Source organism: Sporosarcina sp. Y352, assembly GCF_056786535.1.
Window position 1 is genome coordinate 159,000 of the sequence record NZ_JBXCJE010000006.1, and the last position, 25,330, is coordinate 184,329.

Genomic DNA, 25,330 nt, shown 5'->3' on the forward strand with positions numbered 1-25,330 from the left:
CCTAATTTTTAGCTGTATACTTTTTAATTGCCGGTAAAATTTCTGTTCCAATCAGCTCAATGTTTTTCATTAATTTTTCATATGGCACTCCACCAAAATCTATTTGTGCGATATATCGTTGATGACCAAATACCTCATGCTGATAGAGAATTTTTTCAATGATTTGTTGTGGACTACCGATATTCATGACATCACGCGTATCTGCACCCTGAGCAAAGTGTTGTTTTGGATAACCTCGTCCGTTGATTAACTGCATCCCTTGATTAACATGAGGATACGAATCTCTCTGTGCCTGTTGAGTTGTTTCGGCAGCATAAAAAAATCCAGCTGTTGAAATCGGAAGCTCAGATGCTTCAAAACCGCTTCGCTCAGCAGCCTCACGGTAAGCATCGATAGAGCGTTTAAAACTTGTAGCAGGTCCACCTAAAGTCGCTAGAAACATCGGAACCCCCACGTGTCCAGCCTTGATTGCGCTAGCAGGCGGCCCACCAACAGCGCGCCAAATCGGCATGGAGCCATTTTGCGGACGTGGAATTACTAAAGCATTCTTTAATGGTGCACGGAATTGCCCACTCCAATTAACAACTTCCTCTTCATTTATCTTCAATAACAGTTCAAGTTTCTCTTCGTACAACTCTTCATAATCACGAAGATCATAGCCTAGTAAATCAAATAGCCCTACCCGTGAAGCACGGCCAGCAATAATCTCCGTGCGCCCATTTGAGATCAAATCAATCGTAGCGAAATCTTCGTACACTCGAACAGGGTCCGATGTACTGATAATTGTAGAAGAACTTGCAATTTTAATTTTACTAGTTGCTTGAGCAATTGCTGCTAATACAACTGAATGTGCCTGTGTTGCAAAATACTCCTGATGACTCTCCCCCACACTAAAAAAATCAATACCCGCTTGCTCAGCTAGCTTCGCTAAATCAATGATTTCATGAATACGTTGCTGTGCAGAAATACGTTCTCCGGTATGTGGATTCGGTATATGATCTCCTAGTGTATAAATTCCAAACTCCATTCCTTTACTTTGATCAATACGATATTTCTTCATTTTCCTGACCCCTCTCTAATTTCATTATTAACGTTAGTATAATCTTATAACGCACATAGTGTAAGTACACACTAAAAAGTGCCATAGTATCAAAAAGGAAACTAATGAGTGTGTTAAAATGGAAACACAACGATACGGTAAATCAAAAAAAATAAAAAAAGGCGATATTTCGTTCAAATCCGAACGGAATATCGCCCTCTATTTATCATGTCTTCAGTTCAGTTCACTTTCCAGAACCCGTTACGAGGGCGTTACATTTTATCAATTAGACCAATTCCTTAATAGCTATTTCATATTTACTATGTGCCTTTTCCCAATCTTTTTCTCTGAAGTCTATTGGCTCACCATCAAGTAATAACTTTATGACGTCCAAACAAACATGCCATCCTGCAAGGTCTTTTGATGTTTGTGGAGTTATCGTTTTAAACTTTTCCTTAAATATCATTAAACACCCTTTTTGTTGCGGATATAGTTCAAAACGGACAACATCGCCGAACCAATCAAATTCAAGTACAGAATGTATTGCGTGCTCAAAAATTTCAAGTTCCTCAAACTTCCCATCCTGCATGTCGAACGTCATGAATCCACCTTTTCGAGGATCTCCAACACGTAACTCCTTAAACCACTTTTCCAGTTCCCGGTTATCCATCAACATTAACCATACGTTTTCCACGGAATGTTCAAGAAGACGTTCATAGCGGGCGATGTATCCATTTTCAACTCGCTTAATGTCAGCTATTATCATAATTTCACTCCTTCATCTAGATCGATTTGTTGTTTGATAACTAATTTCCACACGGTTTTCCGCCTTATATATTATTTAAAATCAATTTCTAATCCGATTGGGCAATGGTCACTACCGAGAATATGCGAATGGATAGTTGCATCTACCAGTAAACTTTCAAGCTGTTTTGACACAATGAAATAATCGATTCGCCATCCGATATTGCGTTCCCTGACTTTACTCATATAGGACCACCACGTATAAGCCCCTTCTAAATCTCGATTGAAATACCGATATGTATCAATAAAGCCTGCTGCTAACAATGCCGTCATTTTGCCGCGTTCTTCAGTAGTGAATCCTGAATTACCTATGTTCGATTTCACGTTTCGTACATCAATCTCCTCATGCGCAACGTTCAAATCGCCGCATAAAATCACTGGTTTTATACTATTTAACTCTATCAAGTATGCCCGCATTTTATCTTCCCACTCCAAACGGAAAGGCAGTCGAGTTAAATCACGTTTGGAGTTTGGCGTGTAGACGTTCACCAAGTAAAATCCAGGGAACTCCAACGTGAGAATACGTCCCTCTTCTTCGGAATCCATTTCCCCTACGCCATATTTCACTGTTATCGGTTTTTCTTTCGTGAACACCGCTGTTCCAGAATACCCTTTTTTCAGCGCATAATTCCAGTATTGAAAATAACCATCCAACTGCATGTCGATTTGGCCTTCTTGTAATTTGATTTCTTGTACGCAGAAAATATCAGCGTCTACCAATTCAAAGTATTCCAAGAAACCTTTACCTACGCATGCCCTTAATCCATTGACATTCCATGATACTAATCTCATTCTAATAATCTCCTTAACATACATACTTCTAAATCGTTTTACAGTAATTAAATTACCGTTTTATGTGAATAGTCACATGTAGAATACAGTCACTCGATATCCATTGCCAAAGCTACTTGATATAAGTCTAAATCAATATCGAGCTGTTTTCCCATTGCTAAATAGGCAAGTTGCTCCCCTAAGAACGGTCCTACTGTTAATCCGGAAGCACCTAATCCATTCGCTAGCAATAGCCCTTGTACCCCAGGCACTTCACCAATAATTGGAAGGAAACCAGGTGTGAAAGGCCGGTATCCGATTCGTGCTTCCGTAAAGGTACTATCCGATAATCCTGGTGCGACTTGTAGCGCTTTTCCTAAAACCTCATTTAAACCGCCTGCAGTCACACGCATATCGAATTGCATTTCATCTTCGTGCGTTGCCCCGATAACCACTTTCCCATTATCAAATGCTAATATATATTGATCCGTAGGTGGTATTACAACTGGCCACTCATTCGTTTGTGTATCTTCAAGCTGTAAATGAACGATTTGGGCTTTTTGAGAAGTCACTTGTAAATGTATGCCCATTGGCTCCATCAATTCAGCTGCCCAAGCACCTGCAGTAACAATCACAGTATCGGCAGTAAATTGAGTCCCATTAACCTGAACACCCGTTACCAATTTGTTGGTAAATGTCAGTTTTGCTGAGCCATTCACAAAAACCGCACCATGTTTTTTTGAAGAATTGACCAAAGCAGATCGCAAAGCTCGCCCATTTACACGTGCCGCCCCGCTTACATAGACCGATCCATATTCCTCTGAAAGAGGCGGGAATATCGCATTTGTTTCACTTTTTGTCATTTGACGAATTTCACCCATTTCTGGTGCATCATCCAGTCTTTTCTTCGCTCGTTCTTCCATCTTTTGAAGTTTAAGCGGATCTGTATGCAAGCTGACTGCCCCAACCCTTTGGTATCCTGTTTCAGTTTCCCCGTCCTCTTCTAATTGCTGAATTAGTGACACATAATAAGCTGCGCCACCTTTTGCAAGTGCATACCAAGCTTTATTTCTTCTCTGAGAAAGCCATGGACAAATAATTCCTGCGGCGGCGTCCGTGGCCTGCCCTGCATCCTGCCGATCCACAACCGTCACATGTGCGCCCGCTTTCGCCAAGTGATAAGCTGTCGAAGCGCCTAAGATTCCACCACCGATAATGATAAATGATTTCAATATATACACCTTTTTTCTCTATAATGTGTTTTAATCATACCAGTTTAGATAATCAATGTATCCAAGTTACATTGTCGAAACTAAAAAGACATAACTTGTTGGATAGCCAACAAGTTATGCCTTCTTTCATCACACGGATAGTAGCGCCGCATCACTATTCAATTTTTCTCCCCGAATTCGTTGGAATTCAGCCATTAGCTTTTCAATCGTCAACTGCTTCTTTTCTTCAGCTTCGACTTCCAAGATGATTTGTCCCTTATCCATCATTATCAATCTGTTACCAAGATCCATCGCTTGCTGCATATTATGCGTAACCATAAGCGTGGTCAATTGATCCTTTTCAACAAGTTCTTTTGTTATATTTGTAATTAATGCTGCTCTTGACGGATCCAGTGCTGCCGTATGCTCATCAAGAAGCAATATGGCCGGTTGTGTAAAAGTAGCCATTAACAGAGAAAGCGCTTGACGCTCTCCTCCAGAAAGCATGCCTACTTTTGCATTTAGCCTGTCTTCGAGATTTAAATGAAGCGTTTCGAGTGATTCCCTGAACAACTCACGACGTTTCTTATGAACACCTTTCCGTAAACCGCGTTTTTTGTCTCTGGAAAAAGCCATTGCTAGGTTTTCCTCGATTGTCATGGAAGGAGCGGTACCAGACATAGGATCCTGGAATACCCTACCAATCATAGCAGATCGTTTATATTCAGGCAGTTTCACCACGTTTTTACCTTCAATTTCAATCGTGCCAAAATCAGGTGTTAGTGCTCCTGAAATCATATTCATCATGGTTGATTTCCCTGCACCATTACTGCCGATAACAGTAACAAAATCGCCTTTTTTTAAATGCAAATTGATTTGATCAAGTGCAATTTTTTCATCGGGAGTTGCTTCATTGAATACTTTATTAATCTGTTGGAGTTTCAACAATTGCTTTTCCCTCCTTTTTCTGCGCTTGATCATTACCTGATATTCGTTCTGCATAACGTTTTGCTTTTCTATTATTCTCCCGCCTTTTTTCAAGAAACTGCGGTAAAATGAGTGCGGCTATTACGATAACAGCAGTGATTAATTTCATATCTCCCGTATCAAGAAACTCTACGCGCAGGGCCAGGCCTAATACTATTCTATAAATAATAGCCCCTGCAATAACCGCGAGTGTTGTTCGTATAATTGTTTTTGTACCAAAGATTGCTTCACCGATAATTACTGAAGCCAACCCGATAACAATCATTCCGATACCCATACCGATATCTGAGAACTTTGAGTACTGCGCAATTAAGGCACCCGAGAATGCTACAAGCCCATTTGATAAGCCTAATCCTAAGATAACGAGTGTATCTGTATTAGCTGAAAAACTACGAATCATTTTTTTATTATCGCCGGTTGCCCGAATGGCAAGTCCAATTTCTGTTTGAAGAAACCAATCCACTACGAATTTAATTATTAGTGTAATAATAATAACTAAAAACAGCGTTCCCCATGTAGATGGCAAGTAATTAACACCTAGCATGGAGAAAAACTGATTTATCGCATTATCGATTGGAAGCGTACTCCAAAATGTGTAAAAACCACTAAACAACGTCTCAGCATTTAATAAAGGAATATTAGGACGTCCAATTGATGTTTCTGACGTCATTCCCATAATCCTTAAATTGATTGAGTATAGTGCGATCATCATTAAAATTCCTGCTAGCAATGGGTTTATTTTTCCTTTTGTATGTAAGAGCCCCGTAATACAACCAGCTATAAATCCAAATACGATAGCTACTCCAGTTGCCAATAGTGGATGATAGCCAAAGAAAATCATTGTTGCTGCAACTGCTGCTCCTGTTACAAAACTTCCATCTACCGTAAGATCGGGGAAATCAAGCACCCGAAATGTGATATACACTCCGAGTGCCATGATTGCATAGATGATTCCTTGCTCAACAGAGCCGAAAATAGCACTAAACATACAGAATCATCTCCTAATTTATTCGCTGAATTCAGCTTTCCATTCATCTTTAATAGTAAGCCCAATTGTATCAGCCGTATCTTTGTTCATAATAAGTTTCAAGTTTTGTGGAATTTGAACTGGTAAAGTAGCTGGTTCACTTTCACCTTTTAATACCTTCACTGCCATTTGACCTGCTTCATAACCGATATCGTAATATTCGAATCCATATGCCGCTAAGCCACCACGTTTTACTGAATCGAATTCACCTACCATTACCGGAAGTTTATGTTCATTTGCTACGGATACTACAGATTCAAGTGCAGAAACAACAGTATTATCTGTAATGATATAGAATGCATCCACTTTTCCAATCAAGGATTCTGTAGCCTGTTTAACATCAGCTGAAGTGGCAACCGATGCTTCTTTTACGCTCATATCCATATCTTTTAGCAATTCTTTTACTGCATCTACTTGCGCACGGGAGTTCTGTTCGCCGGAGTTAAATACCATCCCAACATTTTTTACCCCAGCTTCTTTAAGGAATTTCATTGTATTCGGAATAGCTTCAGGGTGATTATCGATCGTACCCGTGACATTTCCACCTGGACTCTCATTTGAAGCAACAAGTTCAGCACTTACTGCATCTGTAACTGAAGTGAAAATAATCGGAATTTCTTGCGTAACACTAGCTGCTGCTTGTGCACTTGGTGTAGAGTTTGCAAAAATCAAGTCAACGCCTGAACTAGCTAGATTATTTGCGATTGTTGTATTTGCACTGTTGTCGTTCTGTGCATTTTGAATATCATATTCTACTTCAAGACCTGCATCTTCGATAGCCTTTTGAAATCCATCGAACGCTGCGTTTAATGATGGGTGTTCTACAATTTGCGTCACACCAATTTTATATTTTTCAGTTTCTTCATTAGCTTCTGTCGCTTTATCGTCGTTTGACGTTGTAGAGGTTTTTTCTGCTCCACCACATGCTGCGAGAACGAACATAACACTCAAAAGTCCCACTGTATACGCTATCCAATTCTTCTTCATTCAATTTCCCCCTTTTACATTTATCGCTTTCTTTTAGTCTTTTTTTATAGCGATAATTATTCGTAATAGTACACTGTCCACTAGTGTTAGTCAATAGGATTTAAATTCCCCAGTGCAGTAGAACGCTTTATATTTTACTTGAAATCTATTTCTTCAGTAAAAATTAAAAATGCATTTCTTCGTATAAAAATAAAGAAGTTTTACTTAATCTCATTATCATGAATTGTACAAAAAAGAGATCAGTTCTCCATTTGGAGTGCTGATCTCTTTATATTTCAACTATCGGAAAAAGTGACTTAAGAAAAAATAGTACTTCATGCAACCTTTTCATGGTATTTATTTATCAACACGTCCAATTCTTGACTGCATTCAACAACCAAAGGATGAGTAAACCCGAACGTTTTTGCTTTCCTATACATGATCTTTCTTTTAATCCCAATTTGAACCAACAATGCTTTTTCATTAAATAGACTTTTCACAATTTTTCCTCCATATGATATATTGGGCTTCATATCTTGAAGTTATTTTCTTGTAGGTTAAGAAGCAACGAGTTCATCGTACAACACTCTTCATGAAAAGAATGTCGTATTGTAGTGTTTTTTTAAATGTTCACCAAACCATCACAATTAAGACGCATATTTTAGAATAGCAATTGATTTCTTTGACTTCCTTACAGCATTTAACAACATTTTCACTGTCACCTATTCGAAATTCTGCATAAAATTTTACAGTACTTAATTTTGACCAATTGTACCTTACTATAGAACTCAACTCATTTTACACATTAACGATTATAAGTTTTAAAAACGGATTGAATTCGTTTACTGAGCCATATTAATAAAGAACAATACTTGGAGAGGAGGTTTGACCATGAAACGAAATAATACTGAAGATACCACTAAAAATTCTACTGGGGCGCAACTTCAAAAAATGAAAAAAGATAAATCAGGCGTTATGAAAGAAGAAATCTCGCTTGAGTTAGCTGAACTGGATAATTTAAATCCCACTCATGAGCCAATGACTCCAAATCAACGCGAAAAAAGCGAATCTGAAAAAACGTATAAATAACTGAGAGAAGTAACTATTTAGGTAGTTACTTCTCTTTTACATACTTTGGAATAAGTACAATAAGATTGATGAAAGTCATCGTTACCTTTACCTGATATCAAGATTGATAGGCAATATCCCTTACCCTGGTATCCATTCACAGACAGCTCTTTTACACCTTGCCTATACCTATATTATTCAATGAGTACTGGGTGTGTTAACAGACGTAACAAAACCAACCGTCTTTAAAATAAAAAACGGTTGGTCTTTGACTTAAATCGTTACTTTTCAAATACTTGATGAAGCACATCATTAGGTTTACTATTATTCAGGTTTTTGTAGATACAGCTTGCGGGTTTTTCCCGTAGCGTTTCAGAGAATGCGTTTGCCAGGTCTGCTTCACCTGATACATGAATTTCTCTCCAACCTTTTTCTTTCTTTAATTTCTCAACGATTTCCACCATTCCTTTATAAAATCTCTGCAAGTTTTCTCTTAGACGAGGTTCAAGCGCGTCGACTTTCGAACTCCCCAAACCCAGATTATGCGCAGCAGATGCTTTATTCCGCTCTCCCCATCCTTCCAAGTTCGGATCAAATTCGAAAGTAAGTTCATTCTTAATTGCTCCCATTGCAGTGTCTAAAATGCGTACTTCCCCAAAACTAGGCAAGATAATACCTGCCTCCGGATAGGCTTTGTACATATACTCCATCTCTTCAGTCACGGCATGATTTTCCCAGTGAAAACTCGTTTTCACGGGAACCTGAACATAGTGAACTGACCATAACTCCGGATCTAATGAGGCAAAGATTACAACGCCTTTGCTCAAATCATTTTTATTATCCTCAACTTCTTTTTCGATTTTTTTCTTCAATGCATTAAATGCTTTCATTTCATTTTCATCTTTAGAAGCTGTTAAATATTCATCAATGCGCTTTAAACCACTCTTCAAGTGAATTCTCCAAGCACCGTTTAATTGCTCCGGATCACCCGGATTGGTGTTTAAATACACACTCAAGACACAACGATTTTCACAGTTAAATTCTTTCAAGGTTTGGAGTTCTTTGCTAATAGACATCATTTAACCTCCTTAAATTTCGTTCCACTCTAAGGATACCCTTGCTCGACTAGTCTAAACGATTTCTGTGGGGTATCTTCTTTAAATGACAGCGAACCGCTATCCCTATTCAAAGTAACCGATGCTTGAATTACTTTTGCACCAACGAATAAACACCTACGAAAAGGAAACATTGCCATTTTTGCAGGTGTTTAAAAATTATACTAATTAGGTCAAGATCTTTGGTTTCCTTTGTTTCAATAACGGTTCTCGGTATTCTATCTCTTTGCCCGTTTCAATATCAATGAACGTACTTGTTTCATTAAACCATCGATCGGGTGCTTGATGTCCCCAAAATGTTTGGCGAAGTGGGTCATTTAAATCCCAACGTTTAGGCTTTAAGTCAGGATCGGTGGTTAAATAATCTCCCGTGTATAGTTCTATACGATGCCCATCCGGATCTCTCAAATAGAGAAAAAAAGCATTTGACAAGCCATGGCGACCAGGACCACGCTCTATTGAATCCGCATACCCCATACTAGCCAAAGTATCACAGCAATCGAGCACGCTAAGGCGATCTGTTAATGAGTATGCAAAATGATGCAATTTTGGACCAGGACCACTCATAAATGCTTGGTCATGTACAGTTGGTTTGCGATAAAGCCATGCTGCCCACAAGTCTCCCTCTTCAGTATCTGTATACTCTGAACACGAGAATCCTAAGTGATTGACGTAGAAATCATAAGCTTTCTGAACATCTGGAACAGCACAGTTTACGTGGTCAATTCGCTGAATCTTGGCTCCGCGATAGAGGTCATATCGCTGAAGCATCCGGTCAACAGTGGTCATTTCCGCAAAAAACTCTAAAGGAATACCTGAGACATCATGCACTCGAAGTGTTCTTCCAATTGCATGTTGTTCCCCTTTATCCATCCACTTTGTTTGTAAACCTAGCGATAGAAATAATTTTTCGATTTCCTCAAGATCCTGTTCTTTTTCGACCTTATAGCTTAGTACTTCAACAACGGCTTTGTCTGCTTTTTTCAAAAGTAAACTATGATGCGAATGTTCCTCTAAACCTCTTAAGTAAATATGGTTTTCATCACTTTCTGTTTCAATCATGCCTAACCCATCAACATAGAACTGACGAGACACTTGCAAATCCACTACATGAAGAACGGTTCTCGCAATTCGAATGATTGAAAAGTCCAACTTACTCACCATGCCTTCCTTTATTTTTTTCCGAACTGCTGTATACGATGTTCATCAATGGATACATGAATTATTTTTTGTTCAGTATAAAAATCAAAGCCATAGTGTCCACCTTCACGACCGATGCCAGAAGATTTCATCCCTCCAAAAGGTGTTCTTAGATCGCGGACGTTTTGAGCGTTCACCCAAAGCATTCCCGCTTCAATCTTGTGTGCAACTCGATGGCCACGTTTAATATCGTTAGTCCACACATAACCTGCAAGTCCGTAATCAATAGCATTCGCTAATGTAATGACTTCTTCTTCGTCTTTGAATGTCATCACAGTTAATACGGGCCCAAAGATTTCTTCTTGTGCAACGCGCATGTTATTTTTAGCATTTAGGATCAATGTTGGTGCAACGAAATTGCCACTGTCGAATTTCTCAGGAATATCGCCGGTAACTACGTCGGTGCCTTCCGCTTTTGCAATCTCCAAATAGCTATTCACTTTATTAAAATGACCTTTATCAATCAATGGCCCCACTTCCGTATCTTTGTCTAGTGGGTCACCAATTATAATATTCGACACACGCAACTTTAAAGCATCTATAAATTGATCTTTAATCCCTTCTTGTAGAAACAAGCGGGAGCTCGCAGTGCATCGTTCACCGTTAAATGAATAAATTCCCCAGACGCAAGCATCTAAAGCTCGTTCAAAGTCTGCATCCTCAAAGACGATAATAGGAGATTTTCCACCGAGTTCCATAGAGCACTTTTTCAATGTATCTGCACTATTTTTTATAATCATAGTGCCCGTCGTTGTTTCACCTGTGAAAGATATTAGTTGGACGTCTGGATGTCTAACGAGCGCATCTCCTGCTGTTTCACCGTAACCGTGAACAACGTTGAAAACACCTTTAGGAAGATCTGCCTTATGAATTATTTCGGCTAATAGGTTAGCTGAAAGCGGAGAGAGTTCAGCCGGCTTTAATACAACTGTATTTCCAGTCGCAAGTGCTGGCGCGACTTTCCATGTCTCTAACATAAAGGGAGCATTCCATGGTGTGATTAACCCTGCAACTCCTACAGGTGCATTAATCGTGTAGTTGATAAATTCTTCATCCACTTGATAGGATTCACCAACAAGACGACTTTCTACCATACGGGCATAAAATCTGAAATTTTCAGAGGCACGACTTACCATATTTCTAGTTTGACTAATGGGAAGTCCTGTATCAAGTGATTCTAGGTACGCTATTTTTTCTACTTCTTCGTCTATCAAATCTGCAATACGGTAAATGTATGCCAATCTCTTTTTAAGTTTCATTGTTTTCCAAGGTCCGTGATCAAAAGCATATCGAGCCGCTGCCACTGCTTTTTGAATATCATCAGATTGTCCTTCAGCAACTTCATTAATTTGTTCATTTGTAAACGGATTTATGTTTTTAATCGTCATCCCATTTATAGCCGGTGTAAATTCCCCATTTATATAGAGTAATATATTCTTTTGCGTTTCATGTTTATATGAAACTGACTTATGAATTGATACCATACTCTTCACCTAGTTTCTTATCATTATTTTATGGAAGCCCCTTGTGGTAATATTGCAAGGTCAATAAGTGATTGGCGAACCTCTGCTTGTATTTCAACTGAAGGTAATCCCAAAGGCAAGCGAAGTTTAGGTGTGATTTTCCCCATCATACCTAGTGCTACTTTAACCGGTGATGGATTTGTATCTTTGAAGAGTACATCATTTAGTGGCATTAATTCGAAGTGAAGATTTTGCGATTTTACAATGTCTCCTGCAACCCATGCGTTGTAAAGATCGGCTACTTTCGTTGGTTCAACATTTGCTGTGGCACTTATAAATCCAGCTCCGCCAATTGCGAGCATTGGATAGCAAAGTAATTCAATTCCCGAAAACAATAGAAAATCCCTTCCGCAGGTTAACAGCACGCGATTTACGTGTTCGAAGTCTTTATTTGCTTCTTTTACACCGATAATGTTCGGACAATCATCAACTAAGCGTTTCATCGTACTTACTTCCATATTAACGGCGGACCGACCCGGAATATTATAAATTATAATTGGTGTTTTAACTGAATCTGCTACTGTTTTAAAGTGCTGATAAAGTGCTTCTTGGTTCGGCTTATTATAGTAAGGTACGATAACCATTGCAGCATCCGCACCTATTTCTTCGGCATATTTCGTTAATTCCATTGTTTCATCATGATTTGTAGAACCTGTACCAGGTGCAAAAAACACGCGTCCATCAATTGTCTTTGTTGCCAGATCCATAACCCTTTTCCTTTCGGAGATAGTTAATGAACTCGGTTCACCACTCGTACCTGTTACAGAAATTCCATGACTTCCACTTTCAATTTGCCAATTGATCAACTCAATGAATGCTTTTTCGTCGATTTCACCACTATCAGTAAACGGAGTAATGACAGGGCAAATTGAACCTCTTAATTTCTTTTTAGCTTCATCGTATCCCATAGTACTCACTCCTTCTAAAAAAATATTTACCTGTCAATAATGTGAAACTTCAATTGACTATGCCGGCATCTCTCTTAGTTTTGTTCAAAAAACTTGCAACCATGTCTTTATAGGGTTGCTTATCAAAACCATCATAATAGGCATTCGACATTCTCACAGGATCCCCAAAGAAATAATATTCATAGAGTGCTTGTCGGTTACCAAATGCACTAATGGTAATATCCCACGCCAAGCGAAATAGCTGTACTTTTTCCTCACCGTTAATGGTTGCACCCTGTGTATAACGGTGAACCAATGGGCCAACGTCCGTACTAGAGAAGTCTGCTTCAGTTGGAAGTGCCATTAATCCTGAAGCGCCTAGTATTTTAATAATTTCATTCATACGCTGATACATTTTAGGGTACCAGTTGCGTGCAGCATTTAACGGTTCAAAGTCGGGTGTCATATTGCCGTATTGATCGATTTTTGCATTGTGTTCAGACTTGAACAAATGAGAACGCATGACTTCTAAAATAACCATGATCTCACTTGCTTTTTCTTTAACATGCATAAATTTATCAATACCAATAGCTTCCATCATACTAATGACAACACCCAGAATAAATTCAGTTTTTACGATGTTTTTTGAAATAACTTGATGCGTCATATGGATAACCGCATTTGTCTCAGTGTACGTACGATTGCATATATCTGTACTTTCACTTACGAAAACCCTTTCCCAAGGGACCAATACATTTTCAAATGAAATGATTGCGTCCCCCTCATCAAACCTAGCGCCTAGTGGATGATCCCATCTGCTTTTCCCATAGTCGAATGATTCGCGAGATAGAAATTTTAAACCTGCCGTATTATTTGGTATTGCAAATGCAAATGCGAATGGATCATCCGTCGTTCCCGGTGTCCTGTTGATAGTCGACGGGAAAACGACTAGCTCATCAGTAATGCCGCCTAGCGTTGCCAAGAGCCGGCAACCATTTACAACAATCCCATCAGGCGTTTTTTTCGTTATACGTGCAGAGAGAAATGGATCTTTTTGTTCTGCTTGCGTAAGCATCGACCTATTCACTTGTGGGTGAATTAATGTATGGGTTAAACTAATATCATTTTCCCTTGCATATTCATAGTAGTTTGCTGCATTTTTAGCGAATTGTTCACTTCCCCCGCCTTCTTGTGCAAAAAATTGACTAGCAGTACCGAAGGCCATAATGCTCGTGTTCAAATAATCTGGAGTTCGTCCCATCATCCCCCCAGAGAATGTGGCCCACTCCATATGCATTTCACGTCTTTTAAACAAATCATCTTTCGTTTTAGGAGCAATAAAGGAAAGCCCCACCTTGTTCCCTGATGACGGTGATGTATATAACATTTTTTCCGGTTTCTCATGTTGTAAATCATATAGACCTGCAACACTTTCCACTACATTTTTAAATGCTGGATGTATGGTTACATCTTCTACTTTTTCTCCGTGAATCCATACTTCTGCATTTCGTTCTTTAATACCGTCCACATATTCTTTACCCGTTCGTGCACCCATTCGATTCCCTCCTCATTTCGGATAACAGTTTGGCGGTCTACTTGGCAATAGATGTCTACTTTTTATTAAACCTTGAGTGAATATTATTTTGTTTGTACGTACCAGCATCACTAAATTCAACCAATTCCATAGATAATGCTAAATAACGTCTAGACATTAAAAGCGCGAAATGTTCTTTCATCACCTCAAATAGAGCTTCACAAATTTCTTTCTTTAATTCCTCCGAACGTCCAGCACCAATTTTCAACACTGCATGGATGAATGCGTCATCTTCTAAACCATCTGCAACTCGATAGTCATTAAGTTCAATCGCTCTTGAACGAAGACCACCTATCGGAAAAATAGAGTCCCGTGCAATAAGTACATTATGAATATCTTCAAATAACTTTGCCATATTCGATTCTTCTTTAATATTATCTGTGTACTCAACAATAAAATGTGGCATTCGAGTCCCCCTGTTCCACACTATCGGTTTGTAAAGAATTCATCTCCGATAATGGTATTTATCAAACGTCCAATCCCTTCCACTTCTGTGACCACAATATCTCCAACGACCGTATCAACCGAACCTTTTGGAGTACCAGTAAGGATTAAGTCATTTTCACTCAATGTCATAAAGCTACTTAAATACTCAATCAGTGTTGGAATATCAAAAATCATATTCGATGTACTTCCTTCCTGAACAAGTACATCATTGACATGTGTTGTTAGCTTTAAATTCATTGGATTTTCAACATCGATTGCATCGACAATCCACGGTCCAAATGGGGTACATCCATCACGGTTTTTCACTCGTAAGTTAGGACGATAATAGTTTTCCAAGTAATCTCTGATTGCATAATCGTTCACGACGCTATACCCTTTAATATAGCTATATGCATCTTCTTTTTTCACATTTCGTGCCGTTTCACCGATGATTACAGCCAATTCGCATTCATAATGCATATACGTTACATCTGCGGGACGATGAGTAAATGCTTGGTGCCCAATCAACGTATTCGGACCCTTTAGAAAGACTAGCGGTTCGGATGGTGCAACAAATGAAAGTTCTGCTGCATGATCCGCATAGTTAAGCCCCAAAGCAAACACCGTACGAGGTTCTATGGGTGTAAGCCAAGTTACTAAACTCTCATCTACTATTCGGCCATCCTCTAATTTGAGTTGCCCTTCCCATTCAACCGCATCAAAAATGGCACCTCCATATGCTAATCGAGCTCTTCTCATATCGGCTCCCTCCAAGTGGATTTACTTTCTTCTACAATTACGTTCTCTAAACTTCCTATACCTGCTATTTCGATTCGAACTATATCGCCAACTTCGGCTAGTGGCGCATCTTCAGGGACACCTACCAGTAATACATCTCCTGGACTTAATGTCATAAACTCAGTTACATCTGCAATTAAACGGGAGACTGAACGGATCAAATTCGATGTTGAATTTTCTTGTTGAAGGTGATTATTGATGAAAACACGGATATCTAAATCATCGGGATTATCCATTTCACGCCTATCAATAATCCATGGTCCGATGGGACAAAATCCATCACGTCCATTATGTTGAACCGCCGGGCGGTATACGCTTTCATGCGGCACACTGATATCGTTTACAATCGTATAGCCTGCAACATAGGTCAATGCATTTTCTTCATCCACAGCGACGGCTTTCTTTCCAATTACTATTCCAAGTGCCGCACCCATTTCTAATTTTGATATCCCAATTGGCATCGGGATATCTGCACCATGTCGACTTAATGTATTCATCGGTTTTATATAAAGAACAGGTGAAATTGGAGGTGAATTATATGGTTCTTCATGAACTGCATCGCCGAGTTTATCAAGCACCCCCTTGTAGTTCAGCAACGTACCAAAAACCGTACCTGTAACGGGGGTGTCGAATTGTATTTCATTTGCACTTTTTACAATCCCCCCTTTCACAACGGAATTTGTTCCAGTAATCACATTCACTGATATTAGTTCACGTGCTCCTAACACTTTAACTTTTGCTCTTCGCAACCATTTCACCCCATAAGTTTGTAGACTTTTTTTCATAGTGCAAAAACGGCAATTCAAAATTGACCCTAAAATTGATGCACAAAAGGGCACCCTTTTTGTAGATTGGAGTATTCAAACCACAAACTAGCTAAAGAAGCGCCCACACATTTCTGAACTCGTATTTTCAATGTCTTCATCGTTAATATTCTGTCTCTATTTACAATTGGAAATAAATCATACTGATAATAAAGCTTTATCACTGGTTAATTTTTCACCACGTATGCGTTGGAATTCATCCATCAGTTTTTGAATCGTTAATCCCTTCTTTTCTTCGGCATCTATTTCTAAGATAATTTGTCCTTTATCCATCATAATAAGTCTGTTACCTAGGTCTAATGCTTGTTGCATATTATGTGTGATCATCAGCGTCGTTAGTTGATCCTTTTCAACAAGTTGTTTGGTTAAATTCGTAATTAACTCTGCCCGCGATGGGTCTAGCGCCGCAGTATGCTCATCAAGAAGCAAAATTGATGGTTGAGTAAATGTTGCCATCAATAAAGAAAGAGCTTGCCTCTCCCCACCAGAAAGCATTCCTACTTTTGCATTCAATCGGTTTTCAAGGTTTAAATGAAGCGTTGCAAGTGATTCACGAAACAGTTCACGACGTTTCTTATCAACAGCTCGTTTTAATACTCGTTTTTTGTTTCTTGAATAGGCCATAGCAAGATTTTCTTCAATTGTCATTGTTGGAGCTGTTCCCGCCATTGGATCTTGAAAAACCCTTCCGATCATTTGTGAACGCTTATATTCCGGTAATTTTGTTACATCTTTATCGGCAATTTCAATTGTTCCAAAGTCAGGAGATAGTGCACCAGAAATCATATTCAGCATCGTCGATTTTCCTGCGCCATTGCTCCCGATTACAGTCATGAAATCACCGATTTGTAACTTAAGATTAATTTGGTCCAATGCGATTTTTTCATCAGGTGTTGCTTCATTAAATAGTTTGTTAATCTGACTGAGTTTTAGCATCGGCATTTCCTTCTTTCATCAGCAAATGTGTATGCTCTACTAAGCGCTCAGCATGGCGTTTTGCTTTTCTGCTCTTTTCTCGTTTCTTTTCCAAGTATTGCGGCAAGATCAATGCGCCGATTACAATGACAGCGGTAATTAGTTTCATATCACCCGTATCGAGAAAGTCGACTCTAAGCGCAAGACCGAGTACTATTCTATAAATAATTGCACCTGCAATTACGGCAAAAGTGGTTCGCATAATCGTTTTTGTTCCAAATATTGCTTCACCTATAATTACGGAAGCCAGTCCGATAATAATCATTCCAATTCCCATTCCAATGTCAGCAAACTTCGAGTATTGAGCGATTAGCGCCCCAGAAAAAGCTACGAGTGCATTGGAAAAGCCTAAACCTATAATAACGAGTGTGTCTGTATTAGCAGATAAACTTCTAATCATTTTTTTATTATCACCGGTAGCTCTTATTGCAAGACCGACTTCCGTTTTCAGAAACCAATCGACGACAAATTTAATTAACAAAACAATGATTATCATGATGAACACTGTTCCCCAGGTGGAAGGCAAGAATTGAATCCCAAGCTTGCTGAAGAAATTATTAATAGCGTTGTCAATACCTAAAGAACCCCAAAATGTCTGGAATTGAACAAATAGTGTTTCGGCATTTAATAATGGTATGTTTGGACGACCAATTGAATTCTCAGAGGTTAAACCCATTATGCGTAAATTTATGGAATACAAAGCAATCATCATTAATATTCCAGCCAGGAGTGCATTAATCTTGCCTTTTGTATGTAGGAGGCCTGTTACACATCCAGCAAGAAAACCAATAACAATGGCTACTGTAGTAGCTACCACTGGATGATATCCAAAGATAATCATAGTGGCAGCTACTCCAGCTCCTGTTACAAAACTTCCGTCAACTGTTAAATCTGGAAAGTCCAAAACTCGGAATGAAATATAAACACCAAGTGCCATAATCGCATAAATAATTCCTTGCTCTACTGATCCAAACACAGCTGAAAACATATTGATTTACCTCCAATCTATTCACTAAACTCAACTTTCCATTCGTCTTTAATCTCGAGACCGAGAGTAGAAGCAGTATCTTTATTCATGATTAACTTTAAGTTTTGTGGGATTTGAACAGGTAAATCAGCCGGTTTCTTTTCGCCATTCAAGATTTTGACTGCCATTTGCCCTGCTTCATAGCCAATGTCAAAGTACTCGAAGCCATATGCTGCTAAGCCGCCTCTTTTCACAGAGTCAAATTCACCTACCATCATTGGAATTTCATTGGCATTGGCAACTGAAATGACAGATTCAAGTGCAGAGACAACTGTATTGTCTGTAATAATGTACATAGAGTCTACTTTACCTAGCAATGACTCAGTTGCTTGTTTCACATCAGCAGATGTAGCGACCGATGCCTCCACTACAGTCATGTCCATCTCTTTCAGCATTTCTTTTACTGCATCTACCTGGGCACGAGAGTTTTGTTCTCCAGAGTTAAACACCATTCCCACGTTTTTTGCACTTAATTCTTCTTTTAGAAACTTCATTGTGTTTGAAATGGCGTCAGGATGAGCGTCAATTGTACCCGTTACATTTCCTCCTGGGCTTTCCATTGAGTCAACAAGCTCTGCTCCAACTGCATCTGTTACTGAAGTGAAAATGATAGGTATTTCTGATGTCGCGCTGGCTGCCGCCTGCGCACTAGGTGTTGAGTTTGCGAATATTAGATCTACATCTGCACTGACCAGATTCGTCGCAATGGTCGTGTTGGCGCTGTTATCACCTTGAGCAATTTGAACATCATATTCCGCATCGATTCCTGCGTCTTCTAACGCTTTCTTAAAGCCGTCATAAGCTGCATTTAGTGACGGGTGCTCTACAATTTGGCTGACACCTATTTTATATGTCTTCGAGGATGATTCACTTTCCTTCACTTCTTCATCGCCACATGCCGAAAGTATTAATGCAGTGCCAAGAATAATAGCCACCACTTTTTTCCACCCATTATTCATTCCATTTCCCCCTTATTTAACTATTTTAGGTAGTATTTCTTGAAGATTCCGTCTATTTAAATGTTTATTTTATACTAGATGCAATTTCAAAATTATTAATTTTAATTAAAAACCCTGACATTAACTATATTTTATTATTGATTTTTCGTTTGCATGGATGAGTTCCGTCGATTGTAACGGAAGTCGGAGACTCCACGTTTAGGGTCATAAGATTTTTAATAGGTTCTTCTTTTAGCAGGCGAAGCGTGAATTGCTTGTCCGATTAACCCCTCAACCGCTTCAAGGAGTCCTTCATTGAAACCTGGATGTGCATAGTGTGGGAACTTTATATCTTCTTCTTTTGCCGCCATTTCAAGCAACTGCACGAAGGAGCCTGCCATTTCAACAGCTCCTTCTCCAATCATATGAATGCCTTGAATGATTTCTGTTGTTGAATCAGCTATAACCTTAATAAACCCATCTTTTTTACCGGTAATCGTTGCATAACCATTGCCGCCAAGTGCAAATTGACTGACTCGAATCTGAAGACCCAAATCCTTTGCATTTTGTTCTGTTATCCCTACAGAAACGATGGGTGGAATTGTATGGGCAACTATTGGCATAAAAGTAAGATCTACTTCCGTTTTTTCTCCTACAATTGATGCAACAGCAGCTTTTCCTTGTTTAATGGCTTTTACAGCAAGCATTGGACCTTCCGTTACATCACCAATTGCATATATAGAAGGTATCGATGACTGCATATTCTTATCTACTTTTATAAAGCCCTCAGCTGTTTGTTCAATTCCAAAACGACTTATTCCTAAAGTCTTCAAATTGGGTTGCCTAGTTCCGGACATGAATAGATGTGAACCTTGAACTGTCTCTTCTATATTTTTATCAGTTAAAAACCTTATTGTAATTCCGTCTTCAGTCTCATTTGATGAAATGAATTCATGTTCTTTATACACTTTAATTTTACGCTTTTTAAATAGACGAGTTAACTCTTTATTGATGGACTCATCGAAAGGAAAGCCAACTTTGTCATCAATGATTATACTGACTTGTGCCCCTAGTGCTGCAAAACTAGAGGCAACTTCCAGTGCAATGTAATCTTGACCTCTTACTACAAGATGCTTTGGTATTTCTTCCAGATTAAACAGCTTATGTGGCAATAGAATTCTTTCCCCTTTCTCAGTCAAAATAGCTGGCCACGTTGGGGAACTTCCTGTCGCAATAATTAGTTGTTCAAATTCAAAAATATCGAATTGATGTCCATTTTCCACACCGATTTTGTCTATTGCGAGAAATGTAACTTTTCCACGGATTATTTCAATTTTATTTTCATTACATAGACTTTCAATACCAGACCTTAGCTGATTGATAATTTGAGCTTTATAACCAAGTAGCTTTTTTAAATCGAAAAAGTTATCCGAGCTAACAATCCCAAGTTGTTGCAAATGAGCTGTTTCAGATCGTTTCATTGCTGCGTGTGTAAAAACTTTAGATGGGATACATCCTTCAGTCAAACAAACACCACCCATATCAGCCTGTTCTATTAAAGTGACCGAAAGTCCAAGCTGCGCGCCTCGTATGGCAGCCGAATAGCCACCAGGTCCGCCTCCAATAATAATTAGACTTCTTTCCTGAGTGATTTCGCCAACAACCATTTCATATCATCTCCATCAGCAGTTTGTGAGGTTGTTCAATTAGACTAGCAAAGCGATTCGTAAAAGCAACGGCTGTCGCTCCATCAGCAACCCGATGGTCAAAAGCCATGGAGAGTGTCATGATATGCCCAATAACGATTTCATCATGCTCATTGACAATTGGCTGTTTTTTGGTTTTATGGAATGCAATTAATGCAGTTTCTGGATAGTTGATAATTGGCGTTGCACCCGTACTTCCGAGTGGTCCAACATTACTTACCGTAATTGTACTATTTTGCATTTCAAATGATTGTAATTTACCTGCGATTGCTCTTTCTGTTAATCCTTTAATGCATTTGTTAATCTCCTTGATAGATTTCTTATCGGCATCATGGATCACGGGAACAATTAGTCCACTCTCAGTATTTGTTGCAATTCCAATATGATAGTTTTTCTTAAGGAGTATTCGATTATTTGCTTCATCTAGTTCGGCATTGAATATTGGGAAGTCCTTTAATGATATGACTAATGCTTTAATAAGAAATGCTGCTACACTAACTGATTCCCCAGCTGCTTTCATTTGTTCCCTTATCATAAATAAATTCGTCATACGGACTTCATCAAAATGTGTGACATGGGGAATGGTGAAAAGTGATTTTGTTACTTTTTCTGCAATCTTTTTTCGAATCCCATTGAAAGGGATTTCATCCGGAATCGAATGATTAACTGCTTCCTGCCTAACGTCTTCCACTGTTTCTATTTTAGAGTGCGCCCCTTTCAAAAACCGAACAACGTCTTCTTCAGTGACTCTTCCAGAGGGATCAGTAGCATGGACATCTTCAAGATAAATATTATTGTCGCGGGCCAATTTACGTGTGTACGGGGTTGCAAGTACTCGTTTAAATGGAAACGGTGAAGACTTTTCATCGTTATTAGTAGAACGTATCACTTTTTCCTCGGTAACTCTTTCCGTTTCCACTTGTGAACTTTGTACTGTCCCCTTGGCTCCATCAGCTTCAATATAAAGTAAACTCGTTCCCACTTGAACAGTTTCGCCTACTTCAATTCTAATCTCTTTCACAATACCTAAGCAGGGTGAAGTTAGTTCAGCTATCATTTTATCAGTTTGAACTACAACCAGCGGCTGATCTGTAATAACCTGCTCTCCAACTCTGACTAAGTATTGGAGCACTTCCCCTTCTGTCATGCCTTCCCCGATATCATGCAACTTTACCTCGTGCATTTCATTTCCTCCTTAAAAATGAACCACTTTTTCAATTCCTTCAACGACTCGAGCGGGTGTTGGCAAATAGTGTTCTTCCAATGTGAAGAATGGAACGGGTACGTCAAATCCTGTGACACGTTCAATTGGGGCACGTAGATAAAGGAATGCTGTATCATTTATAATCGACACAATATCATTTCCGAGTCCACCCGTATTATGCGCTTCATGAATAATGACAGCTCGCGTTGTCTTTTGTACGGACTCAGCAATCATGTCACGATCAATTGGATACAATGTTCTTAAATCGATAATTTCACAACTGATCCCTTTCTTCTCGGCCAGTTCAGCTGCTTTCTCAGCAATTGTAATCATAGCTCCCCAGGCAATAAGTGTGACATCCGTGCCATCACGTACGATTTTCCCCTTTCCGATTTCAACACTATATTTCCCAATCGGTACTTCTTCTCTTTTTGAACGATAGATTTTCATCGGTTCGAGAACAAGGACCGGGTCAGGATCTTCCATTGCCGCTATCAACAATCCTTTTGCATCATATGGATTAGAAGGACACACTACCTTGATGCCTGGCATGTGAGTAAATAAGATCTCTGTACTATCAGAATGTATTTCAGGCGCACGAATACCTGCTCCGTATGGGGCTCTAATGACCATAGGCACAGTAAAACGAGACATCGATCGCATTCGAATTCGAGAGACATGTGTCATTATTTGTTCATAAGCAGGATAAATAAAACCGAGAAACTGGATTTCCGCAACTGGTTTAAAACCATTCACAGCAAGACCAATTGAAGTTCCAATAATCCCTGCTTCTGATAACGGTGTATCGATTACCCGATCATCACCAAACAAATCCTGGAGTCCTTCTGTCGCACGGAATACGCCTCCATTTTTACCGATATCTTCTCCGAGTAAGATAGTTCGTTCATCCTCTTCTAACATTAAACGCATGCCATCATTAATCGCTTGAATTAGCGTCATTTTTTTTGTCGTTTCATTTTTATATTCAGACTCTTTCAATGTTGTATTCATTTACAGCCTCCCTAAATGTGCCAGGTATGCTTCTTTTTGTTCAACTAGGTGTGCAGGCATTTCAGCGTATACATGATCAAAAACGTCTTCTACGTTCGGCGGTGGAAACTGCTCCATCTCTTCCACAGCTAATTCGATTTCACGAGTCGTTTCTTCTATAGTCGTTTGAATCCATTCATCCTTCCAATAGCCATAATTTCTCATAAATAATTCCAACCGGGTAAGAGGGTCAACAAAGTTCTCTCCTCGTTTTTCAGAACGGTATTTAGTGGGATCATCTGCAGTTGTATGGGCTCCTTTACGCCATGTAACTGCCTCTATCAAAGTCGGGCCATTTCCACCCCTAGCATGGTCAAAAGCCTTTTTAGTTTCAAAATACACTGCGAAACAATCATTACCATCAATCCGAATCCCCGGCATTCCATAGGCAACTGATTTTTGTGCGATTGTTGCAGAATTCATCTGTTTTTCAATTGGAACTGAGATTGCATACCCATTATTTTGGTTAAAAAAAACGACTGGTACTTTGAACACGCTTGCAAAATTCAATCCTTCATGAAAATCGCCTTCCGAAGTAGCACCATCCCCGAAATATGCAATTGCTGCATTTTGTGTACCTTTCCTTTTTTCAGCCCATGCAGCCCCCGCAGCATGAGGTATCTGAGTCGCAATGGGGACAGCTGGTGGAAAGATATTTCTATCCGCGGGAGCAACACAACCTTCTGCTCTACCATTCCAGTACAAAAACGTTGTTGTCATATTTTTTCCGAACGTTAATGTTGCGCCATGATCACGGTACGTAGGGAAAACCCAGTCGTCAGGGTTTAATGCAAGTGCACTACCAACTTGAGCCGCTTCCTGCCCTTCAAAAGGTGCATAAGTTCCTAGACGCCCTTGTCTCTGCAAATTAACAGCTTTTCTATCAAATGTACGAATTCGTAGCATATGATAGTACAAATCTTTAACTAATTGCTCATCTATTTGTTTTTCAATACTCGAGTCTACAAGAAAGCCCAAGTCATCTATTATTCTTTTTATAGGGTAATCTTCCATTTAACTTGCCCCCGTCATGATAGATTTCGAATCGACCACTTTGGTTTTGCTGGTGCAGTGTAAAAGCTATTTCGTTTTCCTCTATATGCAATTCTTTTCTCACACATTGCATTTGCCGATTCCTCTGTTGTTTCCCCAGTGTTAGCAGCTTCCTTGTATACTTCCAAAATCGCATCGTAGATCTGTTTTGTTTTGGCAAGCACCCGTTCATGATTAATACCATACAATTCATCTGCCACCTGGATGAGTCCACCCGAATTGACGATATAATCCGGTGCATATACAATGCCTTTATCTCGCAACATTTTTCCATGTCTATTATCTAGCAGCTGATTATTAGCCGATCCGACGATTGCTTTTACTTTGAACTGAGGAATTGTAGCGTCGTTAATAATTCCTCCAAATGCACACGGAACAAATATATCTGCTTCCTGTGAATAAATATCTTCGTTAGCAACGAATTGTACTTTACCTGTTGTTTGTACGGCCACTTTTTCAATTGCCCTTACATTCTCTTTATTAATATCGGTTACATAAATGTGAGCACCTGCTTCGAGTAATCCACTTGCAACCTTGAAACCAACCTTTCCTAGACCTTGAACTGCATATATCTGTTGACCTAATTCATCATGACCATTGAGCATCTGATTGGTAGCTTTTATTCCGTACAAAACACCCTCCGCCGTGGGTATAGATGAATCGCCACCGCCTCCATATTCCTTAGGGAGACCGTTAACGAAATTCGTTTCTTTCTTGGCATGAATGAAATCATCCATCGTCGTTCCCATATCCGTTCCCGTATAAAAACGGCCACCTAGAGAATTCACAAACTGGCCGAATACGCGGAATAATTCCGGTGATTTGTCCGTTGTGGGATCGCCAATAATAACGGCTTTCCCACCCCCGAAATCGACATCTGCAGCTGCGCATTTATACGTCATACCTTTAGATAGGCGGAGAACATCCTCCAAAGCTTCTTCCATGCTGCCATAAGGTTGCATGCGACATCCACCGAGTGCGGGTCCTAGAGTTGTATCATGGATCGCAATAATTGCACGTAGACCTGTTGAAGGATCATTGCAAAAAACGACTTGTTCATGCTCACTCATTCGATCGAAAAGTTCAAATTCCTTAGTAATTGAAGTTCTATCAGCTAGCATCACTCAAATTTCCCCC

25 protein-coding genes are annotated in these 25,330 nt (G+C 39.4%); 1 reads left to right on the plus strand and 24 read right to left on the minus strand.

What is annotated here, in order from left to right; translation table 11 throughout:
* Position 1: 1 nt before the first annotated feature.
* From AC1TO6_RS12495 to AC1TO6_RS12530, 8 genes are all read right to left on the minus strand, one after another.
* Complete coding sequence (locus AC1TO6_RS12495; RefSeq protein WP_482101934.1) at positions 2-1,060, minus strand: LLM class flavin-dependent oxidoreductase; 1,059 nt, start codon at positions 1,058-1,060, stop codon at positions 2-4.
* 265 nt (positions 1,061-1,325) lie between these two features.
* Positions 1,326-1,805: an SRPBCC domain-containing protein gene (locus AC1TO6_RS12500; RefSeq protein WP_482101935.1), complete on the minus strand. Its 480-nt coding sequence runs from the start codon at positions 1,803-1,805 to the stop codon at positions 1,326-1,328.
* Between the two features lie 71 nt (positions 1,806-1,876).
* Complete coding sequence (locus AC1TO6_RS12505) at positions 1,877-2,635, minus strand: exodeoxyribonuclease III (RefSeq protein WP_482101936.1); 759 nt, start codon at positions 2,633-2,635, stop codon at positions 1,877-1,879.
* Between the two features lie 89 nt (positions 2,636-2,724).
* A complete protein-coding gene (locus tag AC1TO6_RS12510; RefSeq protein ID WP_482101937.1) occupies positions 2,725-3,846 on the minus strand; it encodes an NAD(P)/FAD-dependent oxidoreductase in 1,122 nt (373 codons plus the stop codon).
* 129 nt (positions 3,847-3,975) lie between these two features.
* Positions 3,976-4,773, minus strand: coding sequence for an ABC transporter ATP-binding protein (locus AC1TO6_RS12515; RefSeq protein WP_482101938.1), 798 nt, complete (start codon positions 4,771-4,773; stop codon positions 3,976-3,978).
* Complete coding sequence (locus AC1TO6_RS12520) at positions 4,751-5,800, minus strand: ABC transporter permease (RefSeq protein WP_482101939.1); 1,050 nt, start codon at positions 5,798-5,800, stop codon at positions 4,751-4,753. Before AC1TO6_RS12520 ends, AC1TO6_RS12515 begins: the two co-directional genes overlap by 23 nt.
* A gap of 18 nt (positions 5,801-5,818) precedes the next feature.
* The gene (locus AC1TO6_RS12525) at positions 5,819-6,826 is read right to left on the minus strand and encodes an ABC transporter substrate-binding protein (RefSeq protein ID WP_482101940.1); all 1,008 of its coding nucleotides are present in this window, start codon (positions 6,824-6,826) and stop codon (positions 5,819-5,821) included.
* A 314-nt stretch (positions 6,827-7,140) separates the two neighbouring features.
* On the minus strand, positions 7,141-7,305 hold the full coding sequence (locus AC1TO6_RS12530; RefSeq protein WP_482101941.1) for a Spo0E family sporulation regulatory protein-aspartic acid phosphatase: 165 nt from the start codon (positions 7,303-7,305) through the stop codon (positions 7,141-7,143).
* 391 nt (positions 7,306-7,696) lie between these two features.
* On the opposite strand from AC1TO6_RS12530, the gene AC1TO6_RS12535 reads away from it, so the two are divergent.
* Positions 7,697-7,894, plus strand: coding sequence for a hypothetical protein (locus tag AC1TO6_RS12535; protein WP_482101942.1), 198 nt, complete (start codon positions 7,697-7,699; stop codon positions 7,892-7,894).
* A gap of 260 nt (positions 7,895-8,154) precedes the next feature.
* Here the strand turns inward: AC1TO6_RS12535 and AC1TO6_RS12540 are convergent, their stop codons facing one another.
* From AC1TO6_RS12540 to AC1TO6_RS12615, 16 genes are all read right to left on the minus strand, one after another.
* Complete coding sequence (locus tag AC1TO6_RS12540) at positions 8,155-8,949, minus strand: VLRF1 family aeRF1-type release factor (RefSeq protein WP_482101943.1); 795 nt, start codon at positions 8,947-8,949, stop codon at positions 8,155-8,157.
* A 207-nt stretch (positions 8,950-9,156) separates the two neighbouring features.
* Complete coding sequence (gene hpaD, locus AC1TO6_RS12545) at positions 9,157-10,140, minus strand: 3,4-dihydroxyphenylacetate 2,3-dioxygenase (protein ID WP_482102022.1); 984 nt, start codon at positions 10,138-10,140, stop codon at positions 9,157-9,159.
* A gap of 20 nt (positions 10,141-10,160) precedes the next feature.
* Positions 10,161-11,672: a 5-carboxymethyl-2-hydroxymuconate semialdehyde dehydrogenase gene (gene hpaE, locus AC1TO6_RS12550; protein ID WP_482101944.1), complete on the minus strand. Its 1,512-nt coding sequence runs from the start codon at positions 11,670-11,672 to the stop codon at positions 10,161-10,163.
* A gap of 23 nt (positions 11,673-11,695) precedes the next feature.
* A complete protein-coding gene (gene hpaI / locus AC1TO6_RS12555) occupies positions 11,696-12,619 on the minus strand; it encodes a 2,4-dihydroxyhept-2-ene-1,7-dioic acid aldolase (protein ID WP_482101945.1) in 924 nt (307 codons plus the stop codon).
* A gap of 49 nt (positions 12,620-12,668) precedes the next feature.
* Positions 12,669-14,153 (minus strand): 4-hydroxyphenylacetate 3-monooxygenase, oxygenase component, encoded by a 1,485-nt coding sequence (gene hpaB, locus AC1TO6_RS12560; RefSeq protein ID WP_482101946.1) that lies wholly within the window; start codon positions 14,151-14,153, stop codon positions 12,669-12,671.
* Positions 14,154-14,208: 55 nt separating this feature from the next.
* Positions 14,209-14,598 (minus strand): 5-carboxymethyl-2-hydroxymuconate Delta-isomerase, encoded by a 390-nt coding sequence (locus AC1TO6_RS12565; RefSeq protein WP_482101947.1) that lies wholly within the window; start codon positions 14,596-14,598, stop codon positions 14,209-14,211.
* A 20-nt stretch (positions 14,599-14,618) separates the two neighbouring features.
* Entirely contained in the window at positions 14,619-15,377 is a 759-nt protein-coding gene (locus AC1TO6_RS12570) for a fumarylacetoacetate hydrolase family protein (protein ID WP_482101948.1), read from the minus strand.
* Positions 15,374-16,165, minus strand: a complete 792-nt coding sequence (locus AC1TO6_RS12575) for a fumarylacetoacetate hydrolase family protein (RefSeq protein ID WP_482101949.1) — start codon at positions 16,163-16,165, stop codon at positions 15,374-15,376. The genes AC1TO6_RS12570 and AC1TO6_RS12575 overlap by 4 nt, the downstream gene beginning before the upstream one ends.
* 213 nt (positions 16,166-16,378) lie before the next feature.
* Entirely contained in the window at positions 16,379-17,176 is a 798-nt protein-coding gene (locus tag AC1TO6_RS12580) for an ABC transporter ATP-binding protein (protein ID WP_482101950.1), read from the minus strand.
* Positions 17,154-18,203 (minus strand): ABC transporter permease, encoded by a 1,050-nt coding sequence (locus AC1TO6_RS12585; protein ID WP_482101951.1) that lies wholly within the window; start codon positions 18,201-18,203, stop codon positions 17,154-17,156. Before AC1TO6_RS12585 ends, AC1TO6_RS12580 begins: the two co-directional genes overlap by 23 nt.
* Positions 18,204-18,220: 17 nt before the next feature.
* Entirely contained in the window at positions 18,221-19,201 is a 981-nt protein-coding gene (locus AC1TO6_RS12590; protein ID WP_482101952.1) for an ABC transporter substrate-binding protein, read from the minus strand.
* A 215-nt stretch (positions 19,202-19,416) separates the two neighbouring features.
* Positions 19,417-20,847: a dihydrolipoyl dehydrogenase family protein gene (locus AC1TO6_RS12595; protein ID WP_482101953.1), complete on the minus strand. Its 1,431-nt coding sequence runs from the start codon at positions 20,845-20,847 to the stop codon at positions 19,417-19,419.
* Between the two features lies 1 nt (position 20,848).
* Complete coding sequence (locus AC1TO6_RS12600; RefSeq protein ID WP_482101954.1) at positions 20,849-22,069, minus strand: dihydrolipoamide acetyltransferase family protein; 1,221 nt, start codon at positions 22,067-22,069, stop codon at positions 20,849-20,851.
* A gap of 12 nt (positions 22,070-22,081) precedes the next feature.
* Entirely contained in the window at positions 22,082-23,101 is a 1,020-nt protein-coding gene (locus AC1TO6_RS12605; protein WP_482101955.1) for an alpha-ketoacid dehydrogenase subunit beta, read from the minus strand.
* Positions 23,102-24,154: a pyruvate dehydrogenase (acetyl-transferring) E1 component subunit alpha gene (gene pdhA / locus AC1TO6_RS12610; protein WP_482101956.1), complete on the minus strand. Its 1,053-nt coding sequence runs from the start codon at positions 24,152-24,154 to the stop codon at positions 23,102-23,104.
* 14 nt (positions 24,155-24,168) lie between these two features.
* Positions 24,169-25,314 carry a Leu/Phe/Val dehydrogenase gene (locus AC1TO6_RS12615; RefSeq protein ID WP_482102023.1) on the minus strand — a complete coding sequence of 382 codons (1,146 nt, stop codon included), beginning with the start codon at positions 25,312-25,314 and terminating at the stop codon, positions 24,169-24,171.
* Positions 25,315-25,330 lie beyond the last annotated feature (16 nt).

Coding starts and splice junctions, on each gene's coding strand:
- AC1TO6_RS12525 (WP_482101940.1), bottom strand. CDS start 6,826: ATGAAGAAGAATTGGATAGCGTATACAGTGGGACTTTTGAGTGTTATG.
- AC1TO6_RS12520 (WP_482101939.1), bottom strand. CDS start 5,800: ATGTTTAGTGCTATTTTCGGCTCTGTTGAGCAAGGAATCATCTATGCA.
- hpaE (WP_482101944.1), bottom strand. CDS start 11,672: ATGGTATCAATTCATAAGTCAGTTTCATATAAACATGAAACGCAAAAG.
- AC1TO6_RS12495 (WP_482101934.1), bottom strand. CDS start 1,060: ATGAAGAAATATCGTATTGATCAAAGTAAAGGAATGGAGTTTGGAATT.
- AC1TO6_RS12500 (WP_482101935.1), bottom strand. CDS start 1,805: ATGATAATAGCTGACATTAAGCGAGTTGAAAATGGATACATCGCCCGC.
- AC1TO6_RS12570 (WP_482101948.1), bottom strand. CDS start 15,377: ATGAGAAGAGCTCGATTAGCATATGGAGGTGCCATTTTTGATGCGGTT.
- AC1TO6_RS12505 (WP_482101936.1), bottom strand. CDS start 2,635: ATGAGATTAGTATCATGGAATGTCAATGGATTAAGGGCATGCGTAGGT.
- AC1TO6_RS12535 (WP_482101942.1), top strand. CDS start 7,697: ATGAAACGAAATAATACTGAAGATACCACTAAAAATTCTACTGGGGCG.
- pdhA (WP_482101956.1), bottom strand. CDS start 24,154: ATGGAAGATTACCCTATAAAAAGAATAATAGATGACTTGGGCTTTCTT.
- AC1TO6_RS12580 (WP_482101950.1), bottom strand. CDS start 17,176: ATGCTAAAACTCAGTCAGATTAACAAACTATTTAATGAAGCAACACCT.
- AC1TO6_RS12590 (WP_482101952.1), bottom strand. CDS start 19,201: ATGAATAATGGGTGGAAAAAAGTGGTGGCTATTATTCTTGGCACTGCA.
- AC1TO6_RS12605 (WP_482101955.1), bottom strand. CDS start 23,101: ATGAATACAACATTGAAAGAGTCTGAATATAAAAATGAAACGACAAAA.
- AC1TO6_RS12565 (WP_482101947.1), bottom strand. CDS start 14,598: ATGCCACATTTTATTGTTGAGTACACAGATAATATTAAAGAAGAATCG.
- AC1TO6_RS12540 (WP_482101943.1), bottom strand. CDS start 8,949: ATGTCTATTAGCAAAGAACTCCAAACCTTGAAAGAATTTAACTGTGAA.
- AC1TO6_RS12615 (WP_482102023.1), bottom strand. CDS start 25,314: ATGCTAGCTGATAGAACTTCAATTACTAAGGAATTTGAACTTTTCGAT.
- AC1TO6_RS12595 (WP_482101953.1), bottom strand. CDS start 20,847: ATGGTTGTTGGCGAAATCACTCAGGAAAGAAGTCTAATTATTATTGGA.
- AC1TO6_RS12600 (WP_482101954.1), bottom strand. CDS start 22,069: ATGCACGAGGTAAAGTTGCATGATATCGGGGAAGGCATGACAGAAGGG.
- hpaB (WP_482101946.1), bottom strand. CDS start 14,153: ATGGGTGCACGAACGGGTAAAGAATATGTGGACGGTATTAAAGAACGA.
- AC1TO6_RS12585 (WP_482101951.1), bottom strand. CDS start 18,203: ATGTTTTCAGCTGTGTTTGGATCAGTAGAGCAAGGAATTATTTATGCG.
- hpaI (WP_482101945.1), bottom strand. CDS start 12,619: ATGGGATACGATGAAGCTAAAAAGAAATTAAGAGGTTCAATTTGCCCT.